Below are 15,353 nucleotides of genomic sequence, written 5' to 3' on the forward strand. Positions count from 1 at the left end.
CGCCCTTCGCCGTCCTGATGACCGGACCGCCCGTGCCGGCCCGGTGTCCTTCGAGCCTAACGACTACTCGGGCAGCCGGAGTTCCAGATCGGTCCGGGGCAGTACGCCCTCGCGTCCGACACCGGCCAGCAGGTCGGCGATCGCACCGGCGCCCGGCAGCTGGGCCTCGGGGTCCACGTCGTGCCACGGGGCGAGCACGAAGGCCCGCTCGTGGGCGCGGGGGTGGGGGAGGGTGAGCAGCGGGTCGTCGGAGACCACATCGGCGTACGCCACGATGTCGACGTCGATCGTGCGCGGCGCCCAGCGCTCGTCGCGGACCCGGTCGAACGCCTCCTCGATGGCCTGGCCGCGCTCCAGCAGGGAGGACGGGGGCAGGGTCGTCTTCACGACGATCACCGCGTTGAAGTACGAGGGCTGGGAGCCGGGCTCGACGCCCCAGGGCTCCGTCTCGTAGACCGGGGAGACCGCTTTGACCCGCAGGCCGGGGGTGTCCTCCAGCGCGTCGATGGCGCCCTGGAGGGTCTCCAGGCGGTTGCCCAGATTCGAGCCGAGCGAGAGCACGGCACGCTTGGGGTTGGAGAGGGTGATGTCCGCGGCGTCCACCTGCTCGACCACCGCGGCGGGAACCGGCTGTACGGTCGGGTCGCTCTGCCCCTCGGCGGAAAATGCGGTCATGCTCGGCTCCGGGTGATGGTGATGGTCACGTCGTCGAAGGGGACGGTGATCGGGGCGTCCGGCTTGTGCACGACGACCTCGACCTCCTGGACGCCTTCGTGCTTGAGGCACTGCTGGGCGATGCGCTCGGCCAGTGTCTCGATCAGATCGACCGGTTCGCCCGTGACGACGTCGACGACCTCCTCCGCGACCACGCCGTAGTGCACGGTGCGCGCCAGGTCGTCGGCGGCCGCCGCGGGGCGGGTGTCGAGGCCGAGCACCAGATCCACGATGAAGGTCTGGCCCTCTTCCCGTTCCCGGGGGAAGACGCCATGGTGCCCACGGGCCTTGAGGCCGCGCAGCGCGACACGATCCACGCGAATCACTCCTGCTGTCGTTGGTCGGCAAGGCACCCTGCCGCGTGCGGGCGGCGGGACGACTTGCTTCGAATCTACCTGCGAGCACCGACAGTGCTCGCCCGTGGGGGCTATGGACAGGACCTCACGGGGCTGGTAGCCGCCCCTACCCCGTGGTTCCGGAACCCAACCCCTCATGGGCGGGTACCCGCTCAGGACGGCGTTTCCTCGTCCTCTTCGTCATCGTTTTCGGTGAGCACGGGGGAGCCGTGGTGGGACCAGAGCTTCCAGCCGTCGGGGGTGCGGCGGAACACGTTGGTGGCGACGACGAGCTGCCCCACGAGCGGGCCCAGGGCGTTGCCGTCCTCGGCCGGGCCGCCGCTGAGGATGTTCTCGGTACAGGTGACCACTGCGGTGTCACCGGTCATGGCGACCGAGACGTCGGTCAGGAAGAACTGGATGTACTCGGTGTTCGCCATGATCAGCGCGTAGCTGCGGAGCACCTCGCCGCGGCCCGTCAGGACCGGCCAGCCCGGGTGCACGCAGGAGACGGTGAGGTCCTCGCCCGGCAGCCAGAGGCCGGAGAGCTCCTCGAAGTCGCCGCGTTCCAACGCTTCGTAGAACGCCGTATTGGCCTGTTCGACCTCAGCGATGTCCTCGGCGGCCTGTGCGCGGTCGTCGTTCACGCGGCTCCTTCCACGGCGCGGGCGACCCGCACGGCGTCGGCGGTGGCCCGCACTTCGTGGACCCGGACCGCCCAGGCACCCGCCTGTGCGGAGAGTGCGGAGATCGCGGCGGTGGCCGCGTCGCGCTCGCGGGCGGGTGGTGGTGCGGAGCCCGGCCCGGCCAGGACATGGCCGAGGAACCGCTTGCGGGAGGCGGCCACCAGCAGGGGGCGGCCGAGGACGCGCAGGTCGGAGAGGTGCGCGACGAGCGAGAGGTCGTGGGAGGCGTTCTTGGCGAAGCCGAGGCCGGGGTCGATCACCAGGCGTTCCGGGTCCACGCCGCCCGCCGTCACGGCGTCCATGCGCTCGCGCAGTTCGGCGACGACTTCGGCGACGACGTCCTCGTACACCGCCCGGCTGTTCATGGACTCGCTGAAGCCGCGCCAGTGCATGACGACGAACGGCACATCGGCGGCGGCGACGACCGGGATCATGTCGGGGTCGGCGAGGCCGCCGCTCACGTCGTTGACGAGGGACGCCCCGGCGGCGACGGCCTGTTCGGCGACGCGGGCCCGCATCGTGTCCACGGAGACGGTGACGCCCTCGGCCGCCAGGGCCCGCACGACGGGGACGACGCGCCGCAGCTCCTCCGACGCGTCCACCCGGCTGGCACCGGGCCGGGTCGACTCACCGCCGACGTCGACCAGGTCCGCGCCCTCGGCCACCAGATCGAGGCCGTGCTTGATCGCGGCCCCGGTGTCGAACCAGCGGCCCCCGTCGGAGAAGGAATCGGGCGTCACATTGACGACTCCCATGACCGCACATCGGTCCCAGTCCGGCAGGTCTCGCACCGTGCCCCGTCCGCGCAACGTACTCATACGACCAGCGTAGGCCCGTGCGGCGGCCCGCTACGCCGCACGTACCCCGTGCTCCTGGCCACGCTGGGGCGGATGGCCGCACGGGCGGGGGCGGCGGGCCGGGAACGGCCGGGGGAGCGAGAGGTTCACGAAGCCCTCCGCCTGCATCGCCGCGAAGCCGATGCGGGGCAGGTCACGGCTGGTGCGGAAAACCACGAAGCGGGGCTCCCAGCGCGGCCGGAACTTGGCGTTGAACTTGTACAGCGACTCGATCTGGAACCAGCGCGAAAGGAAGATCAGGAGCCCGCGCCAGCAGCGCAGCACCGGCCCCGCGCCCAGTCGTTCACCCCGCGCGAGCGCCGAGCGGAACATGGCGAAGTTCAGTGACACACGGGCGACACCGAGCTTCGGGGCGGCCTGGAGGGAGGCGACGATCAGCAGCTCGTTCATGCCGGGGTCGGCGGAGCGGTCGCGCCGCATCAGTTCCAGGGACATCCCGTCGCGCCCCCAGGGCACGAAGTGGAGGACTGCCTTCAGGTCCCCGTACGGGGAGTTCTCGGGGCCGGCGCCGGCCAGGTGGGCGGTCGCGATGACGCAGTCGCCGTCGCTGGGGTCGCCGATCCGGCCGAGCGCCATGGAGAAGCCGCGTTCGGTGTCGGTGCCGCGCCAGTCGGCGGCGGCCGCCCGAATGCGTTCCAGTTCGGTGTCGCCGATGTCGCGTACGCGCCGGACCCGGGTCTCGTAGCCGTTACGTTCGATGCGCTTGACCATTTGGCGCACGTTCCGCATCGCCCGCCCGGCCAGGGAGAAATCCGCGACGTCCACCACCGCCTCGTCGCCCAGTTCCAGGGCCAGGAGACCAGTCTCACGGGTCCAGACCTCGCCGCCGGTCTCGCTGCAGCCCATCACCGCCGGGGTCCAGGAGTGCGCCTTCGCCTCGTCCATGAAGCGTTCGATGGCGCCGGGCCACGCCTCCACGTCGCCGATCGGGTCGCCGCTGGCCAGCATCACCCCGGACACGACCCGGTAGCAGACGGCCGCCTTGCCGCTGGGGGAGAAGACGACGGCCTTGTCGCGGCGGAGCGCGAAGTGGCCGAGCGAGTCACGGCCGCCGTGCCGCTCCAGCAGCGCCCGCAGCCGGGCCTCGTCGTCCTCGGTGAGGCGGGCGGCAGGATGTTCGGGGCGGAAGGCGAAGTACACGGTGGTGACGGCGGTCAGCAGGCCGAGGGCGCCGAGCGAGTACGCCACGGTCCAGGAGGTCCGTCCGGCGTAGTCGACGGGCCCCTCGAAGCCGAACAGTCCGTACATCACGTGCTGGAGGCGGTCGGCGATGGACGGGTTCCCGACGACCCGCCCGGGGTGGACGCTGACGATGACCAGACCGAGCGCGAGGGAACCGGCGCCGAGCAGGACGAAGTTGGCCAGTGCCCTCCAACGGCTCCGAGGGTCGGGGAGAGCCCGGAATTCACTCCGGTGGCGCACCAGCAGGTAACACAGCGTCAGGGAGACGAGGACGCCGACGATCGAGTGCCGGTACGCGAACTGGGCCGCGGCCCCCGCCGGAAGCAGCACCACGGCGGCTCGCCAGGCCCGCCGCTTGTGCCGCTTCAGCCCGTGCGCGAGCAGGAGCAGCAGCATGCCCGCGCTCAGCGAGAGCGCTGCGGCGAAGGGGCCGAGCGCGCCGGGGAGCACCTCGGCGACGGTGTGCATCCGGCTGTGCCGGAAGCGCGGGAAGACCCCTGCGGCGACGTCGATCAGACCGACGACGGCGCAGGCACCGCCGACCAGGGCCGGTACGGATTCGGGGCGCGGCCCGCGTACGAACTGACGTACGCGATGCGGAACCGACCCTGTTTTATCCCCATCTATCGTGACAGACATCGCTTCCCGTGGCTCCGCGAGAGATTCTTAGGTCCGTCGGCCGAAGCCCCTACGGACGATGTGCGCCCTCTAGGACGAGGCTTCCGGGGAGTAGGTTCCCCCACATTCCGGAAAATTCATGCACAGAAAGCTCTACTTCACTCATGGGTCTCACCAGTAACGCAGTTCTGGCGCTGGCGGCATCACTGGCCGTCGTGCTGTTCGCCGCCACGATCTGGCTGTGGCCGCGGCTGGCGCGGCACGGCGTCCGCGCGGTCTCGGGCCGGGTCGGACTGCTGCTGGCTACCCAGGTGATGGTGTTCGCCTCGGTCGGCCTGGCGGCCAACAACTCGTTCCTCTTCTACGGCTCCTGGGCCGACCTCTTCGGGCAGCAGCAGGACCTGGGCGTGGTCAGCGAGCACGCGGACGGCGCGGCGGGGTCCGCGAACATGGTCCGGGTGGGCACCCAGCGGCCGGACGGGCCCGGTGGCTCGCGGCCCGCCAGAGGCGGACAGATCGACAAGGTCGTCGTCTCCGGGCAGCTCTCGGGCATCGAGAGCTCGGCGTACGTGTATCTGCCACCGGAGTACTTCCAGGCCGCCTACGCCCGGCGGAGCTTCCCGGCCGTCGTCGTGCTCACGGGCTACCCGGGCACGGCCGAGAACCTGTTCAAGGGGCTGCGCTATCCACAGACGGCCCTCGAACGGGTGAAGGCGGGCAAGGCCCAGCCGATGATCCTGGTGATGCTGCGGCCGACGGTGGCACCGCCGAGGGACACCGAGTGCGTGGACATCCCCAAGGGCCCGCAGACGGAGACGTTCTTCGCGAAGGACCTGCCGCAGACGATCTCGGAGTCGTACCGGGTCGGGAACCGGGCCCGTAACTGGGGCATCATCGGCAACTCGACCGGCGGCTACTGCGCGCTGAAGATCGGGCTGCACCACCCGGACCGGTTCACGGTGAGCGCGGGACTCTCCGCGTACTACCGGGCGGCCGAGGACCCGACGACGGGCGACCTGTTCCACGGCGACGAGGCGGCGCGCAAGCGTGCCGACCTGCTGTGGACCCTGGAGAACCGGCCGCCGCCCGGCGGGTCCTTCCTGGTCACGACGTCCCGGCAGGGCGAGGGGAACCTCAAGGCGACCAAGGAGTTCATCAAGCGGGTGAAGGCTCCCGCCCGGGTGTCGTCGATCGTGCTCGACAGCGGCGGGCACAACTTCACCACGTGGCGGCGGGAGATCCCGGCGGCCCTGGACTGGATGAGCGGCAGGCTCAGCGAGAACTGACGCGGGCGGCGCCGCGGCCGTCGGTCGCCCTGGTGGTCCCCGCGGCCGCCACTGTGCGGCCGCTCGTCCGGTCGCCCCGCCGCGGCTGCCTGTCCGGGTCAGCCCGCCTTGGCGCCCGGTGCTCCCGTCGTCTCCACCGTCGCCACGGTCTCCACGGCGACCTCCGCACGCGGTACGTCCTGGGCGTCCGCGTCGATCGAGCGGCGCAGGGCCTCGTGCAGCCGGGCCGGGGTGAGGACGCCGAGGAAGCGGCCGGCGCTCTCCTTGTCGATGACCGCGATCCAGCCCGCGTCGTGCTGGAGCATCGTGGCGAACGCCTGCTTGAGCGGGGCGCCGAGCGGGAGCCACGCCTCCATGCGGCGGGCGTGCTCGCGGACCGTGCCCCCGGCGGTGGCCGACGCGGCGCTGGTGGCGGAGATCCAGCCGTGCAGGTTGTCCCGGCCGTCCAGGACGACCGCCCAGCGCGCCCCCTCGGACCGGAGCCGTTCGGTCGCCGTCGCGAGCGGGTCGTCGAGGTGGACGACGGGCGGCTGGTCGAGGTCGCTCTCCTCGATCGGCGTCACCGAGAGCCGCTTCAGCCCCCGGTCGGCGCCGACGAAGTCCGCGACGTACGGGGTCGCGGGGGCGCCGAGCACGGTGGCGGGGGAGTCGAACTGCTCGATGCGGCCCTGTCCGTAGACGGCGATACGGTCGCCGAGCCGGACGGCCTCCTCGATGTCGTGCGTGACGAACAGCACGGTTTTACGGACCTGGGCCTGGAGTTTCAGGAATTCGTTCTGCAGCCGTTCACGGACGACCGGGTCGACCGCCCCGAAAGGTTCGTCCATCAGCAGGACCGGGGGATCGGCGGCCAATGCGCGGGCCACCCCGACGCGTTGGCGCTGACCACCGGAGAGCTGCTCCGGATAGCGTCCGCCATAAACGGAAGGATCAAGTCCGACCAGGTCGAGGAGTTCGGCGGCGCGCTCGCGCCCCTTTCCGCGATTCCAGCCGAGGAGATGGGGGACGGTCGCGGTGTTCTCCAGGACCGTCTTGTGCGGGAAGAGGCCGACCTGCTGGATCACATAGCCGATCCGGCGCCTGAGCTGGACGGGGTCGATGGCGGATATGTCGTCCCCGTCGAGGAATATCCTCCCCTCGGTCGGTTCGATCAGCCGGTTCACCATCTTCATGGTGGTCGTCTTGCCGCAGCCGGAAGGTCCGACGAGCGTGACCAGTTCGCCCTCGCCGACCTCGAAGGAAAGGTCGTCGACGGCGGTGGTGCCGTCCGCGTACCGCTTGGTGACGTGCTCGAAACGGATCATGATTCCCCATTGTGACGGGCGTTCTGTGAAGGACATGTTGCCGGAATGCGACAGCCTCGGCGATTGTCAGTGGTCGAGGATAGGCTCGCCAGACATCAGTTCGGGGCGGCATCACGACGGAAAGCTGGAGGTGGGGGACGGATGGCCGGAGAGAACTGCCTGGTGGCGAACGACTGGATCTGCGGGGAGTATCTGCGCTCCCGCAGTCAGGAGTTGACCGACGCCACCGTGCAGCACATCTGGATCACCGCGGTTTCGGTGCTGATCGGGCTCGCGGTCGCCTTTCCGCTGGCGCTGCTCGCACGCCGCGGACGGCATTTCGCGGGGCCGGTGCTGGGGCTGACGACCGTGCTCTACACCGTGCCGTCGTTGGCGATGTTCTCCCTGCTGCTGCCGCTGTTCGGACTCTCCGCGGCGCTGGTCGTCACCGGCCTGGTGCTCTATTCGCTGACCATCCTCGTACGGAACATCCTGGCGGGGCTCGAAGCGGTGCCGCAGGAGGCGAAGGAAGCCGCCAAGGGCATGGGGTACGGCCCCGCCCGGCTGCTCTGGGAAGTGGAACTGCCGCTCGCGCTGCCCGCGTTGATGGCGGGCCTGCGCATAGCCACGGTGTCGACGGTCGCGCTGACGACCGTCGGCTCACTCGTCGGCAAGGGAGGGCTCGGCAATCTCATCGAGGACGCGCTGCCGAGCTTCTTCAAGGCCCAGGTGCTGACCGCCTCGGTGCTCTGCGTACTGCTCGCGGTGGCGGCGGATCTGCTGCTGCTCGGGCTCCAGCGACTGCTGACGCCCTGGACCCGCATACGCCCGACGACGGGTGCGGCGGGACAGGCGGGATCGGCAGGGTCGGCGGGTACGGCGGGGTCGGCGGGTACGGCGGGACAGGGTGGAATGGCCGGCGGCCCGGCGGGTGCGCCGGGATCGCCCGTCGTCGCGAAGGTGGAGGCGGGCTGACCCGTGGGAGTCATCGAGGGGGCCTGGACCTGGCTCGTCACCGGGGCCAACTGGTCGGGGGAGAACGGGGCCGCGCACCGGCTTTCCGAGCATCTCTATGTCAGCGGGGTGGCGCTCGCGGTGGCCTGTGCCATCGCCCTGCCGCTCGCCCTGTATCTGGGGCACATCGGCAAGGGGGGTGCGCTCGCGGTCAACATCTCCAACGTGGGCCGGGCGATCCCCGTCTTCGCGGTGCTGGCCCTCTTCATGGTCACGCCCCTGCGCAACTCCGGCTATCTGCCCACGATCATCGCCCTGGTGCTGTTCGCCGTGCCCCCGCTGCTGACGAACGCCTACGTCGGGATGACGGAGGTGGACCGGTCGGTGGTGGAGGCCGCGCGCGGCATGGGGATGTCCGGCGGGCAGCTCTTCCTGCGGGTCGAGCTCCCGCTGGCCTACCCGATGATCATGACCGGGCTGCGGTCCGCCGCGGTCCAGGTCGTGGCCACCGCCTCGATCGCCGCGATGGTCGGCCTCGGTGGCCTGGGCCGGATCATCACCGCCGGATTCAACACGTACGACACCGCGCAGGTCTTCGCCGGTGCGGTGCTGGTCGCCCTGCTGGCTCTGCTGGTGGAGGGGGTGCTGGTGGCGCTGGACCGGCTGCTGTCGCCGCAGCGCCGCCGCAGGGCCGTATGACCGCGTGCCGTACGCGACCTTTTCTTGATGGTTTGTCACCCCATTTCGTTCGGACGGAGAACAACATGAGCAGGACCTCGCGCATAGCGGGTGCGGTCATCGGCATGGTGGCGCTGGCCGGGTCGCTCGCGGCCTGCGGCGGCGACAGCCTGGAGAAGGAGAAGGGCGGCTCCGGCGCGTCGGCCGGCTCGGGCAAGAAGGGCTCGCTCGTCGTGGGCTCCGCCTCGTTCACCGAGTCCAAGGTGCTCGCCGAGCTGTACGCGCAGATCCTGGCCGACGCCGGTTACAGCACCTCTATCACCACGGTGAAGAACCGCGAGCTGTACGAGCCCTCGCTGGAGAAGGGCGAGATCGACGTCGTCCCGGAATACGCCGCCACGATCGCCGAATTCCTCAACGCCAAGGTGAACGGGGCCGCGCAGGCCGAGAAGAAGCCGGTCGCCTCCGGGGATGCCACGGCCACGGTCGCCGCCCTGGAGAAGCTCGCCACTCCGCTCGGTCTGAAGGTGCTCCCGGTCGGCGCCGCCGTCGACCAGAACGCCTTCGCGGTGTCCAAGGAATTCGCCGAGAAGAACAACCTCAAGACCCTTTCCGATCTTGGTAAGTCGAAGCTCAAGGTGAAGATCGCGGCGGGCGACGAGTGCGCGGTGCGGCCCTTCTGCGCACCGGGTCTCAAGAAGACGTACGGCATTGACGTCACCGGTATCGACCCCAAGGGCGTCGGCACCCCGCAGTCCAAGCAGGCGGTCAAGGACGGCAAGGACCAGTTGGTCCTGACGACCACCACGGACGCGGTGCTGGACGGGCTGGTGTTCCTGGACGACGACAAGAAGCTCCAGAACGCCGACAACGTACTTCCGGTGCTCAATGCCAAGGACGCGGGCGCACAGGACATCGCCGACGCGCTCGGGAAGCTCACCGACACGCTCACCACGGAAGATCTCGCGGAACTGAACCGCAAGATCGACGCCGAGCGTGCCAAGCCCGCCGATGCGGCCAAGGACTATCTGCAGTCCAAAGGTTTGATCAAGAAGTAGGGCGGTACGCGGAACGAAGGGGCGCCCGATTGAACCGGAATCGGGCGCCCGGAGAGTGCTTTTCGGGCTTCCGCCGACCTTTTCGGACTTCCGTCGACACCGGAGGGAAGCCCTTTCCGGGGTCGCTGGGTCACCGGCGGGGAACAGATTGCCGGGTGGCCCCCCAAGGCGCCCGCACACACGGTAAATTTCAGGCCATGCCACGTGGACGCCACCGCCATTCGCCGCCCCTTCACAGAATCCTGCCCCCCTCCGTGGTCGCCGGAGTGTCGGTCGTCGGTGCCGCCGGCGCCTGGCTGCTGGCCGAACCCCTCGTCCTGCGCGGGCTGGTCGCCGCCGTGGCGGCCACCGCCGTCACCGGTGCGTATCTGATGCGCAGCTGGGACCGGGCCGCCGGGCTGCGGGTCGCCGAGCTGACGCGCGCCCGCGCCGGTGACGAGTGGCGCGCCGAGGAGCGGATAGCCGAGCTGGAGCAGGACCTGGAGGAGTCGCGCGAACTGCGCACCCGGCTGGAGGCGAAGCTGCGCCGCAAGCGCGTGGAGCTCGCCGGACTGCGCGGGGAGCACGCCGCGCTGCTGCGCCGGTACGCGAACGCGGAGACCGAGCGGGCCAGCGCGCTGGAGGGCCGTCGGCAGCTCGCGATCGAAGCGGCCGCCGCCCCCCGGGAGCTGCCCGCCGCCCGGTCCACGCCGACCCCGGCCGCGTATCTGCGTGCCGCCCAGGCGCTCGCGGACCTCACGCGCAACGCCGAGCTCCAGAGGACCCGCCGCACCGCCGAGCAGGCCGGGCGGCGCGATATCGAGGAGCGGGCGAAGGCGCGGAACACGGAGGCGGAGGGCCCGCAGGGGAAGCACGCGGCGGCCACCGGCGCGGGTGACCACCACCATCAGCACCGCCGTCCGTCGGCCGCCCCGCCCGCCCCCCAGCTCGCCCCGGCGTCGTCCACCGCGCCGGTCCATGTGCCGCGCACCGTACCGGCGGCCTCGGCCGTCGTTCCGTACGCCGCCGCGCGCCGCCATCTGGTCCCGCAGGGAAGCTTCGACTTCTTCGGTACGCAGAAGGCCGGCGCCGCGATCGAGGCCGTGCAGAACGAGGACCTCGCGGACGTGGTGGGCGAGGAGGCGCTGGCCGCCCATCGCACGGGCGCCGCCGAGAACCGTGCCGTGGGCAAGGTCATCGACCTCACCGCGCACGACGAGACCGAGCAGCTGGACCTGGCGGAACTGCGCACCGCCATTTCGTAGCGGGGCCACCCACCCGACGAGGGGCGGGGCCGCTCACCGGGCGGCCCGCGGCCTGCGCGGTCGGCCCACCGTGCGGCCTGCGCCGTCGGCCCGGCGGGTTGGTGCGCCGGGCGCCTGCGCGGTTGGTGCGCCGGACTACTTGTCGATGTCCCCGACGACGAAGAAGAGCGAGCCCAGGATCGCCACCATGTCGGCGACCAGCGTGCCCGGCAGCAGTTCCGTGAGCGCCTGGATGTTGTTGAACGAGGCGGAACGCAGTTTCAGCCGGTACGGGGTCTTCTCGCCCTTGGACACCAGGTAGTAGCCGTTGACACCGAGCGGGTTCTCGGTCCAGGCGTAGGTGTGGCCCTCCGGGGCCTTCAGCACCTTGGGCAGCCGCTGGTTGATCGGCCCGGGTGCCAGGTCGTCCATCCGGTCCAGGCAGGCGTCCGCCAGGTCCAGCGAGTTGGTCGTCTGCTCCAGCAGGCACTCGAAGCGGGCCAGGCAGTCGCCCTCGGTACGGGTGACGACCTTCAGGGTGTCCTGGAGATCCCCGTACGCGAGATACGGCTCGTCGCGCCGCAGGTCGAAGTCGACCCCGGAGGCGCGGGCGATCGGCCCCGACACCCCGTAGGCGTGCACCGCCCCGGCCGACAGGACGCCCACATCGCGGGTACGGCCCCGGAAGATCTCGTTGCCGAGGACCAGGTCGTCGTACACGCCCATCCGGGACCGGACCGAGGCGACCGCGTCCCGGGCCCGGCCGAGCCAGCCCGCGGGAAGGTCCTCCTTGAGGCCGCCGACCCGGTTGAACATGTAGTGCATCCGGCCGCCGGAGACCTCCTCCATCACCGCCTGGAGCTCCTCGCGCTCCCGGAACGCGTAGAAGACCGGGGTGATCCCGCCCAGTTCGAGGGGGTACGAGCCGAGGAACATCAAGTGGTTGAGGACCCGGTTCAGTTCGGCGAGGAGCGTGCGGGTCCAGACGGCGCGCTCGGGGACCTCCATGCCGAGCATGCGCTCGACGGCCATGACGACGCCCAGCTCGTTCGAGAACGCCGACAGCCAGTCATGGCGGTTGGCGAGCATCACGATCTGCCGGTAGTCGCGGGCCTCGAAGAGTTTCTCCGCGCCGCGGTGCATATAGCCGATGACCGGCTCCGCGTGCTGGATCCGTTCACCGTCCAGGACGAGCCGCAGACGGAGCACGCCGTGGGTGGAAGGGTGCTGCGGCCCGATGTTGAGCACCATGTCGGTGCTCTCCGCCGCGCCGCCGATGCCGACTGTCGTCTCCGTCATGCGGGACAGTATTCCCTGACCGGTGGCACCACCCGGTGCGTCAGCCATCCGAAGTCGCCCAGACCGCCCCGCGCGGTCAGCTCAGCCGCCTCGCCCGCCGCCGACAGCGCCCGGACGTAACCGGCCGGATCGGTCGAGGCCATCGCCAGGGGCGGCCGTTCCCCGCCGATGCCCAGCTCGCGCAGGGCCGCCCGCTGATCCGTCAGCTCCGGCGGTACGGCGCCCTGGGCCACCTCCACCGCCGCCGCACACGCGTCCAGCGCCACATGCGAGGTGAGATCGCAGGAACCGTCCGGCACCGGCCTGACCTCCCGCCCCGCCCGGAAACCGGTCAGGGTCCCGTACGGCGGCCGGGCCCCCCGTACATGCGCGTAGTCCACCGCCACCGCGAGACCGCCGGACAGCGACCCCACCGCGCGCGCCCACGCCTCGTCGCGGGGCCGGCCGATCTCCGCCCGGTCGCCCGGCCCGGACAGCGGCCACCAGCGTCGCAGCCAGCGCGCGTCCTCGCCGGTCACGGGATCGCCCAGTCGCTCCGTACCGTCCGAGGACCGGACGAGGACGTACCGGGCGATCCCGTCCCCGTCCGCCTCCGCGATCTCCGTGGGCACGTTGTCCAGCCACTCGTTGGCGAACAGCACCCCGGTGGTTCCCCGCGGCGGCTCGGCGCACCACTCGATCCGGGGATCGAGGCCCGGAGGGCGCGCGGCGACCTCCACGGCGTACGCCCGTACCGTCAGACCGTCCGGGACGGCGGCCAGCACCCCGGTCACCAGCTCGCCCCGGCCCGCGCCCATGTCCACCAGGTCGACGGTGTCCGTCCCCAGCTCACGCGCGGTTCCGGTCAGCAGCCGGGCGACAGCGGTGGCGAACAGCGGTGAGGCGTGCACCGAGGTGCGGAAATGGCCCGCCGGTCCTTCCGGGCTCCGGTAGAAGCCCCCGTCTCCGTACAAAGCGGTCTCTGCCGCTTCCCGCCACCCACGCCACTCATCCGTCACGTTGGCAAGTCTCCACCTTGGGGAGTACGGTCCCCGGACCTGGATCGGTCCTCCGGTTGACCCGGGCACGGGTCGGCTGTCCCTACGCTGGGTTACGTGCAGCGCTTCTACGCTTTCATCCGCAGACACCCGACGGGCGTCGACTGCTTCTGGGCGGTCTTCCTCCTCGGGATCTCCGGCGTGTCGATCGTCGTGGACAACTTCGGTTCCGCCCGGGAGCGCGTGCTGCTCGTTCCGGTCGCGATGGGCCTGTGCACCGTCGTCGCCCTGCGCCGCCGCGCACCCGAGAAGATGCTGCTCCTCAGCATCCTGGTGGGCGTCGTGCAGCTGGTCCTCGGCATCCGGCCGAGCCTCGCGAACTTCGCCATGCTCGTGATCATCTTCACCGTGGCCACGGTCGGGGAGCGCTGGGCGTCCAGGCTCGCCCTGGTCTGCAGCCTGGGCGCGGCCGGTCTGGCGCAGCTGCGCTGGCCGGAGGGGAACACGAACACCTGGGTCCAGTCGGTCGTCGTCGCGATCATCATGACGGTGCCGTTCGTGCTCGCCTGGGTGCTCGGCGACTCGATGCGGACCCGGCGGGCCTACTTCGATCAGCTGGAGGAGCGCGCCGCGCGGCTGGAGCGGGAGCGCGAAGCCCAGTCCAAGGTCGCCGTCGCCGCCGAACGGGCCCGGATCGCCCGTGAGCTGCACGACGTCGTCGCGCACAACGTCTCCGTGATGGTGGTGCAGGCCGATGGCGCCGCCTATGTCATGGACGCCGCACCCGACCAGGCCCGGCAGGCGTTGGAGACCATCTCCAGCACCGGCCGCCAGGCGCTCGCCGAGATGCGCCGGCTGCTCGGGGTGCTGCGTACGGGGGACACCCGGGAGAGCGGCGAGTACGTGCCGCAGCCCGACGTCGAGCAGATCGAGGACCTGATCGAGCAGGTCAGGCAGACCGGCCTGGCCGTGGACTTCAAGATCGAGGGCACCCCGCGCCCCCTGCCGAGCGGGGTGGAGCTGACCGCGTACCGCATCGTGCAGGAGGCCCTCACCAACACGCGCAAGCACGGCGGTCCGGATGCCGGCGCCAGCGTGCGGCTGGTCTACTTCGACGACGGGCTCGGGCTGCTGGTGGAGGACGACGGCCGGGGCGCCGCGCACGAACTGTACGAGGACGGCGGCGCCGACGGTGCCGGGCACGGGATGATCGGTATGCGGGAGCGGGTCGGCATGGTCGGAGGCACGCTGGACGCGGGGCCGCGGCCGGGCGGCGGCTTCCGGATCAGCGCGCTGCTGCCGCTCAAGCCCGCCAGCTGAAAGGCCGGGCGCCTTCGCCCGCGCGTCCAGCCTGCCTGCCCGTTCCGCCCGCCCGCCCGTCCGTCCAGCCAGTCCGTTTCGCCCGTCCAGCCCGCCCGCCTGTTTCGCCCGCCCACCGACCGCTGAACCTCGATCGCAAGACAAGGACCCTCATGGCCATCCGCGTGATGCTCGTCGACGACCAGGTGCTGCTGCGCACCGGCTTCCGGATGGTGCTCGCCGCCCAGCCGGACATGGAGGTCGTGGCCGAGGCCGGTGACGGTGCCGAGGCGGTCGAGGTCCTGCGCTCCGCGGCCGTCGACGTGGTGCTGATGGACGTCCGGATGCCGAGGCTGGACGGTGTCGAGGCGACCCGTCGCATCTGCGCCCAGCAGGACCCGCCCAAGGTGCTCATCCTGACCACGTTCGACCTGGACGAGTATGCCTTCTCGGGGCTGAAGGCGGGCGCCAGCGGGTTCATGCTCAAGGACGTGCCGCCGGGCGAGCTGCTGGCCGCGATCCGTTCCGTGCACAGCGGAGACGCCGTTGTTGCCCCGTCGACCACGCGCAGGCTCCTCGACCGGTTCGCGCCGATGCTGCCGAGCAGCGGCAAGGAGCCGCAGCACAAGCACATCGAGAAGCTCACCGAGCGCGAGCGCGAAGTGATGCTGCTGGTCGCCCAGGGCCTGTCGAACGGGGAGATCGCGGCGCGGCTCGTGCTCTCGGAGGCGACCGTGAAGACGCACGTCGGCCGCATCCTCACCAAGCTGAACCTGCGCGACCGGGTTCAGGTCGTCGTCCTCGCGTACGAGACCGGGCTGGTCCGGGCGGGCGGCGGCGCGGGCTGAGCACCGGCCGCCACAGTCCGGCTCCACCCCTCCGGCCTTCACTCCTCCCGGCTTTT

At 71.0% G+C, this 15,353-nt stretch carries 15 protein-coding genes; 7 read left to right on the top strand and 8 right to left on the bottom strand.

The genetic code is table 11. The features are described 5' to 3' along the window. Window positions 1-63: 63 nt before the first annotated feature. The 5 genes from folK to OG413_RS13470 all read right to left on the bottom strand — a co-directional run bounded on the left by folK (window position 64) and on the right by OG413_RS13470 (window position 4,413). Window positions 64-675 (bottom strand): 2-amino-4-hydroxy-6-hydroxymethyldihydropteridine diphosphokinase, encoded by a 612-nt coding sequence (gene folK / locus OG413_RS13450; protein ID WP_266805408.1) that lies wholly within the window; start codon window positions 673-675, stop codon window positions 64-66. After that, window positions 672-1,031 (bottom strand): dihydroneopterin aldolase, encoded by a 360-nt coding sequence (gene folB, locus OG413_RS13455; protein ID WP_010063731.1) that lies wholly within the window; start codon window positions 1,029-1,031, stop codon window positions 672-674. Before folB ends, folK begins: the two co-directional genes overlap by 4 nt. Window positions 1,032-1,222: 191 nt before the next feature. Beyond that, window positions 1,223-1,696 carry a nuclear transport factor 2 family protein gene (locus tag OG413_RS13460; RefSeq protein WP_266805411.1) on the bottom strand — a complete coding sequence of 158 codons (474 nt, stop codon included), beginning with the start codon at window positions 1,694-1,696 and terminating at the stop codon, window positions 1,223-1,225. Then, window positions 1,693-2,490: a dihydropteroate synthase gene (gene folP / locus OG413_RS13465; RefSeq protein ID WP_266810119.1), complete on the bottom strand. Its 798-nt coding sequence runs from the start codon at window positions 2,488-2,490 to the stop codon at window positions 1,693-1,695. The genes OG413_RS13460 and folP overlap by 4 nt, the downstream gene beginning before the upstream one ends. Before the next feature lie 93 nt (window positions 2,491-2,583). Continuing rightward, the gene (locus tag OG413_RS13470) at window positions 2,584-4,413 is read right to left on the bottom strand and encodes a phosphatidylglycerol lysyltransferase domain-containing protein (protein WP_266805412.1); all 1,830 of its coding nucleotides are present in this window, start codon (window positions 4,411-4,413) and stop codon (window positions 2,584-2,586) included. A gap of 143 nt (window positions 4,414-4,556) precedes the next feature. Here OG413_RS13470 and OG413_RS13475 point away from each other — a divergent pair, with 143 nt between their 5' ends. Then, window positions 4,557-5,678, top strand: a complete 1,122-nt coding sequence (locus tag OG413_RS13475; protein ID WP_266805414.1) for an esterase family protein — start codon at window positions 4,557-4,559, stop codon at window positions 5,676-5,678. 98 nt (window positions 5,679-5,776) lie between these two features. On the opposite strand, the gene OG413_RS13480 is transcribed toward OG413_RS13475, so the two are convergent. Continuing rightward, the gene (locus OG413_RS13480) at window positions 5,777-6,982 is read right to left on the bottom strand and encodes an ABC transporter ATP-binding protein (protein ID WP_266805416.1); all 1,206 of its coding nucleotides are present in this window, start codon (window positions 6,980-6,982) and stop codon (window positions 5,777-5,779) included. A 141-nt stretch (window positions 6,983-7,123) separates the two neighbouring features. On the opposite strand from OG413_RS13480, the gene OG413_RS13485 reads away from it, so the two are divergent. The 4 genes from OG413_RS13485 to OG413_RS13500 all read left to right on the top strand — a co-directional run bounded on the left by OG413_RS13485 (window position 7,124) and on the right by OG413_RS13500 (window position 10,895). Next, on the top strand, window positions 7,124-7,936 hold the full coding sequence (locus OG413_RS13485; RefSeq protein WP_266805418.1) for an ABC transporter permease: 813 nt from the start codon (window positions 7,124-7,126) through the stop codon (window positions 7,934-7,936). Window positions 7,937-7,939: 3 nt separating this feature from the next. Then, window positions 7,940-8,614, top strand: a complete 675-nt coding sequence (locus OG413_RS13490) for an ABC transporter permease (protein ID WP_266805419.1) — start codon at window positions 7,940-7,942, stop codon at window positions 8,612-8,614. A 65-nt stretch (window positions 8,615-8,679) separates the two neighbouring features. Further along, window positions 8,680-9,651: an ABC transporter substrate-binding protein gene (locus OG413_RS13495; protein WP_266805421.1), complete on the top strand. Its 972-nt coding sequence runs from the start codon at window positions 8,680-8,682 to the stop codon at window positions 9,649-9,651. 197 nt (window positions 9,652-9,848) lie between these two features. Then, the gene (locus tag OG413_RS13500) at window positions 9,849-10,895 is read left to right on the top strand and encodes a hypothetical protein (protein WP_266805423.1); all 1,047 of its coding nucleotides are present in this window, start codon (window positions 9,849-9,851) and stop codon (window positions 10,893-10,895) included. Between the two features lie 135 nt (window positions 10,896-11,030). On the opposite strand, the gene OG413_RS13505 is transcribed toward OG413_RS13500, so the two are convergent. Beyond that, window positions 11,031-12,173 carry an NADH-quinone oxidoreductase subunit D gene (locus OG413_RS13505; protein WP_266805425.1) on the bottom strand — a complete coding sequence of 381 codons (1,143 nt, stop codon included), beginning with the start codon at window positions 12,171-12,173 and terminating at the stop codon, window positions 11,031-11,033. Next, window positions 12,170-13,171 (bottom strand): SAM-dependent methyltransferase, encoded by a 1,002-nt coding sequence (locus OG413_RS13510; RefSeq protein ID WP_266805427.1) that lies wholly within the window; start codon window positions 13,169-13,171, stop codon window positions 12,170-12,172. The genes OG413_RS13505 and OG413_RS13510 overlap by 4 nt, the downstream gene beginning before the upstream one ends. 96 nt (window positions 13,172-13,267) lie before the next feature. Here OG413_RS13510 and OG413_RS13515 point away from each other — a divergent pair, with 96 nt between their 5' ends. Next, a complete protein-coding gene (locus tag OG413_RS13515) occupies window positions 13,268-14,470 on the top strand; it encodes a sensor histidine kinase (RefSeq protein ID WP_266805429.1) in 1,203 nt (400 codons plus the stop codon). 152 nt (window positions 14,471-14,622) lie between these two features. Further along, complete coding sequence (locus OG413_RS13520; protein WP_266805430.1) at window positions 14,623-15,297, top strand: response regulator transcription factor; 675 nt, start codon at window positions 14,623-14,625, stop codon at window positions 15,295-15,297. Window positions 15,298-15,353: the final 56 nt, after the last annotated feature.

The organism is Streptomyces sp. NBC_01433, assembly GCF_026340105.1.
In the GTDB taxonomy this organism is placed as follows: domain Bacteria; phylum Actinomycetota; class Actinomycetes; order Streptomycetales; family Streptomycetaceae; genus Streptomyces.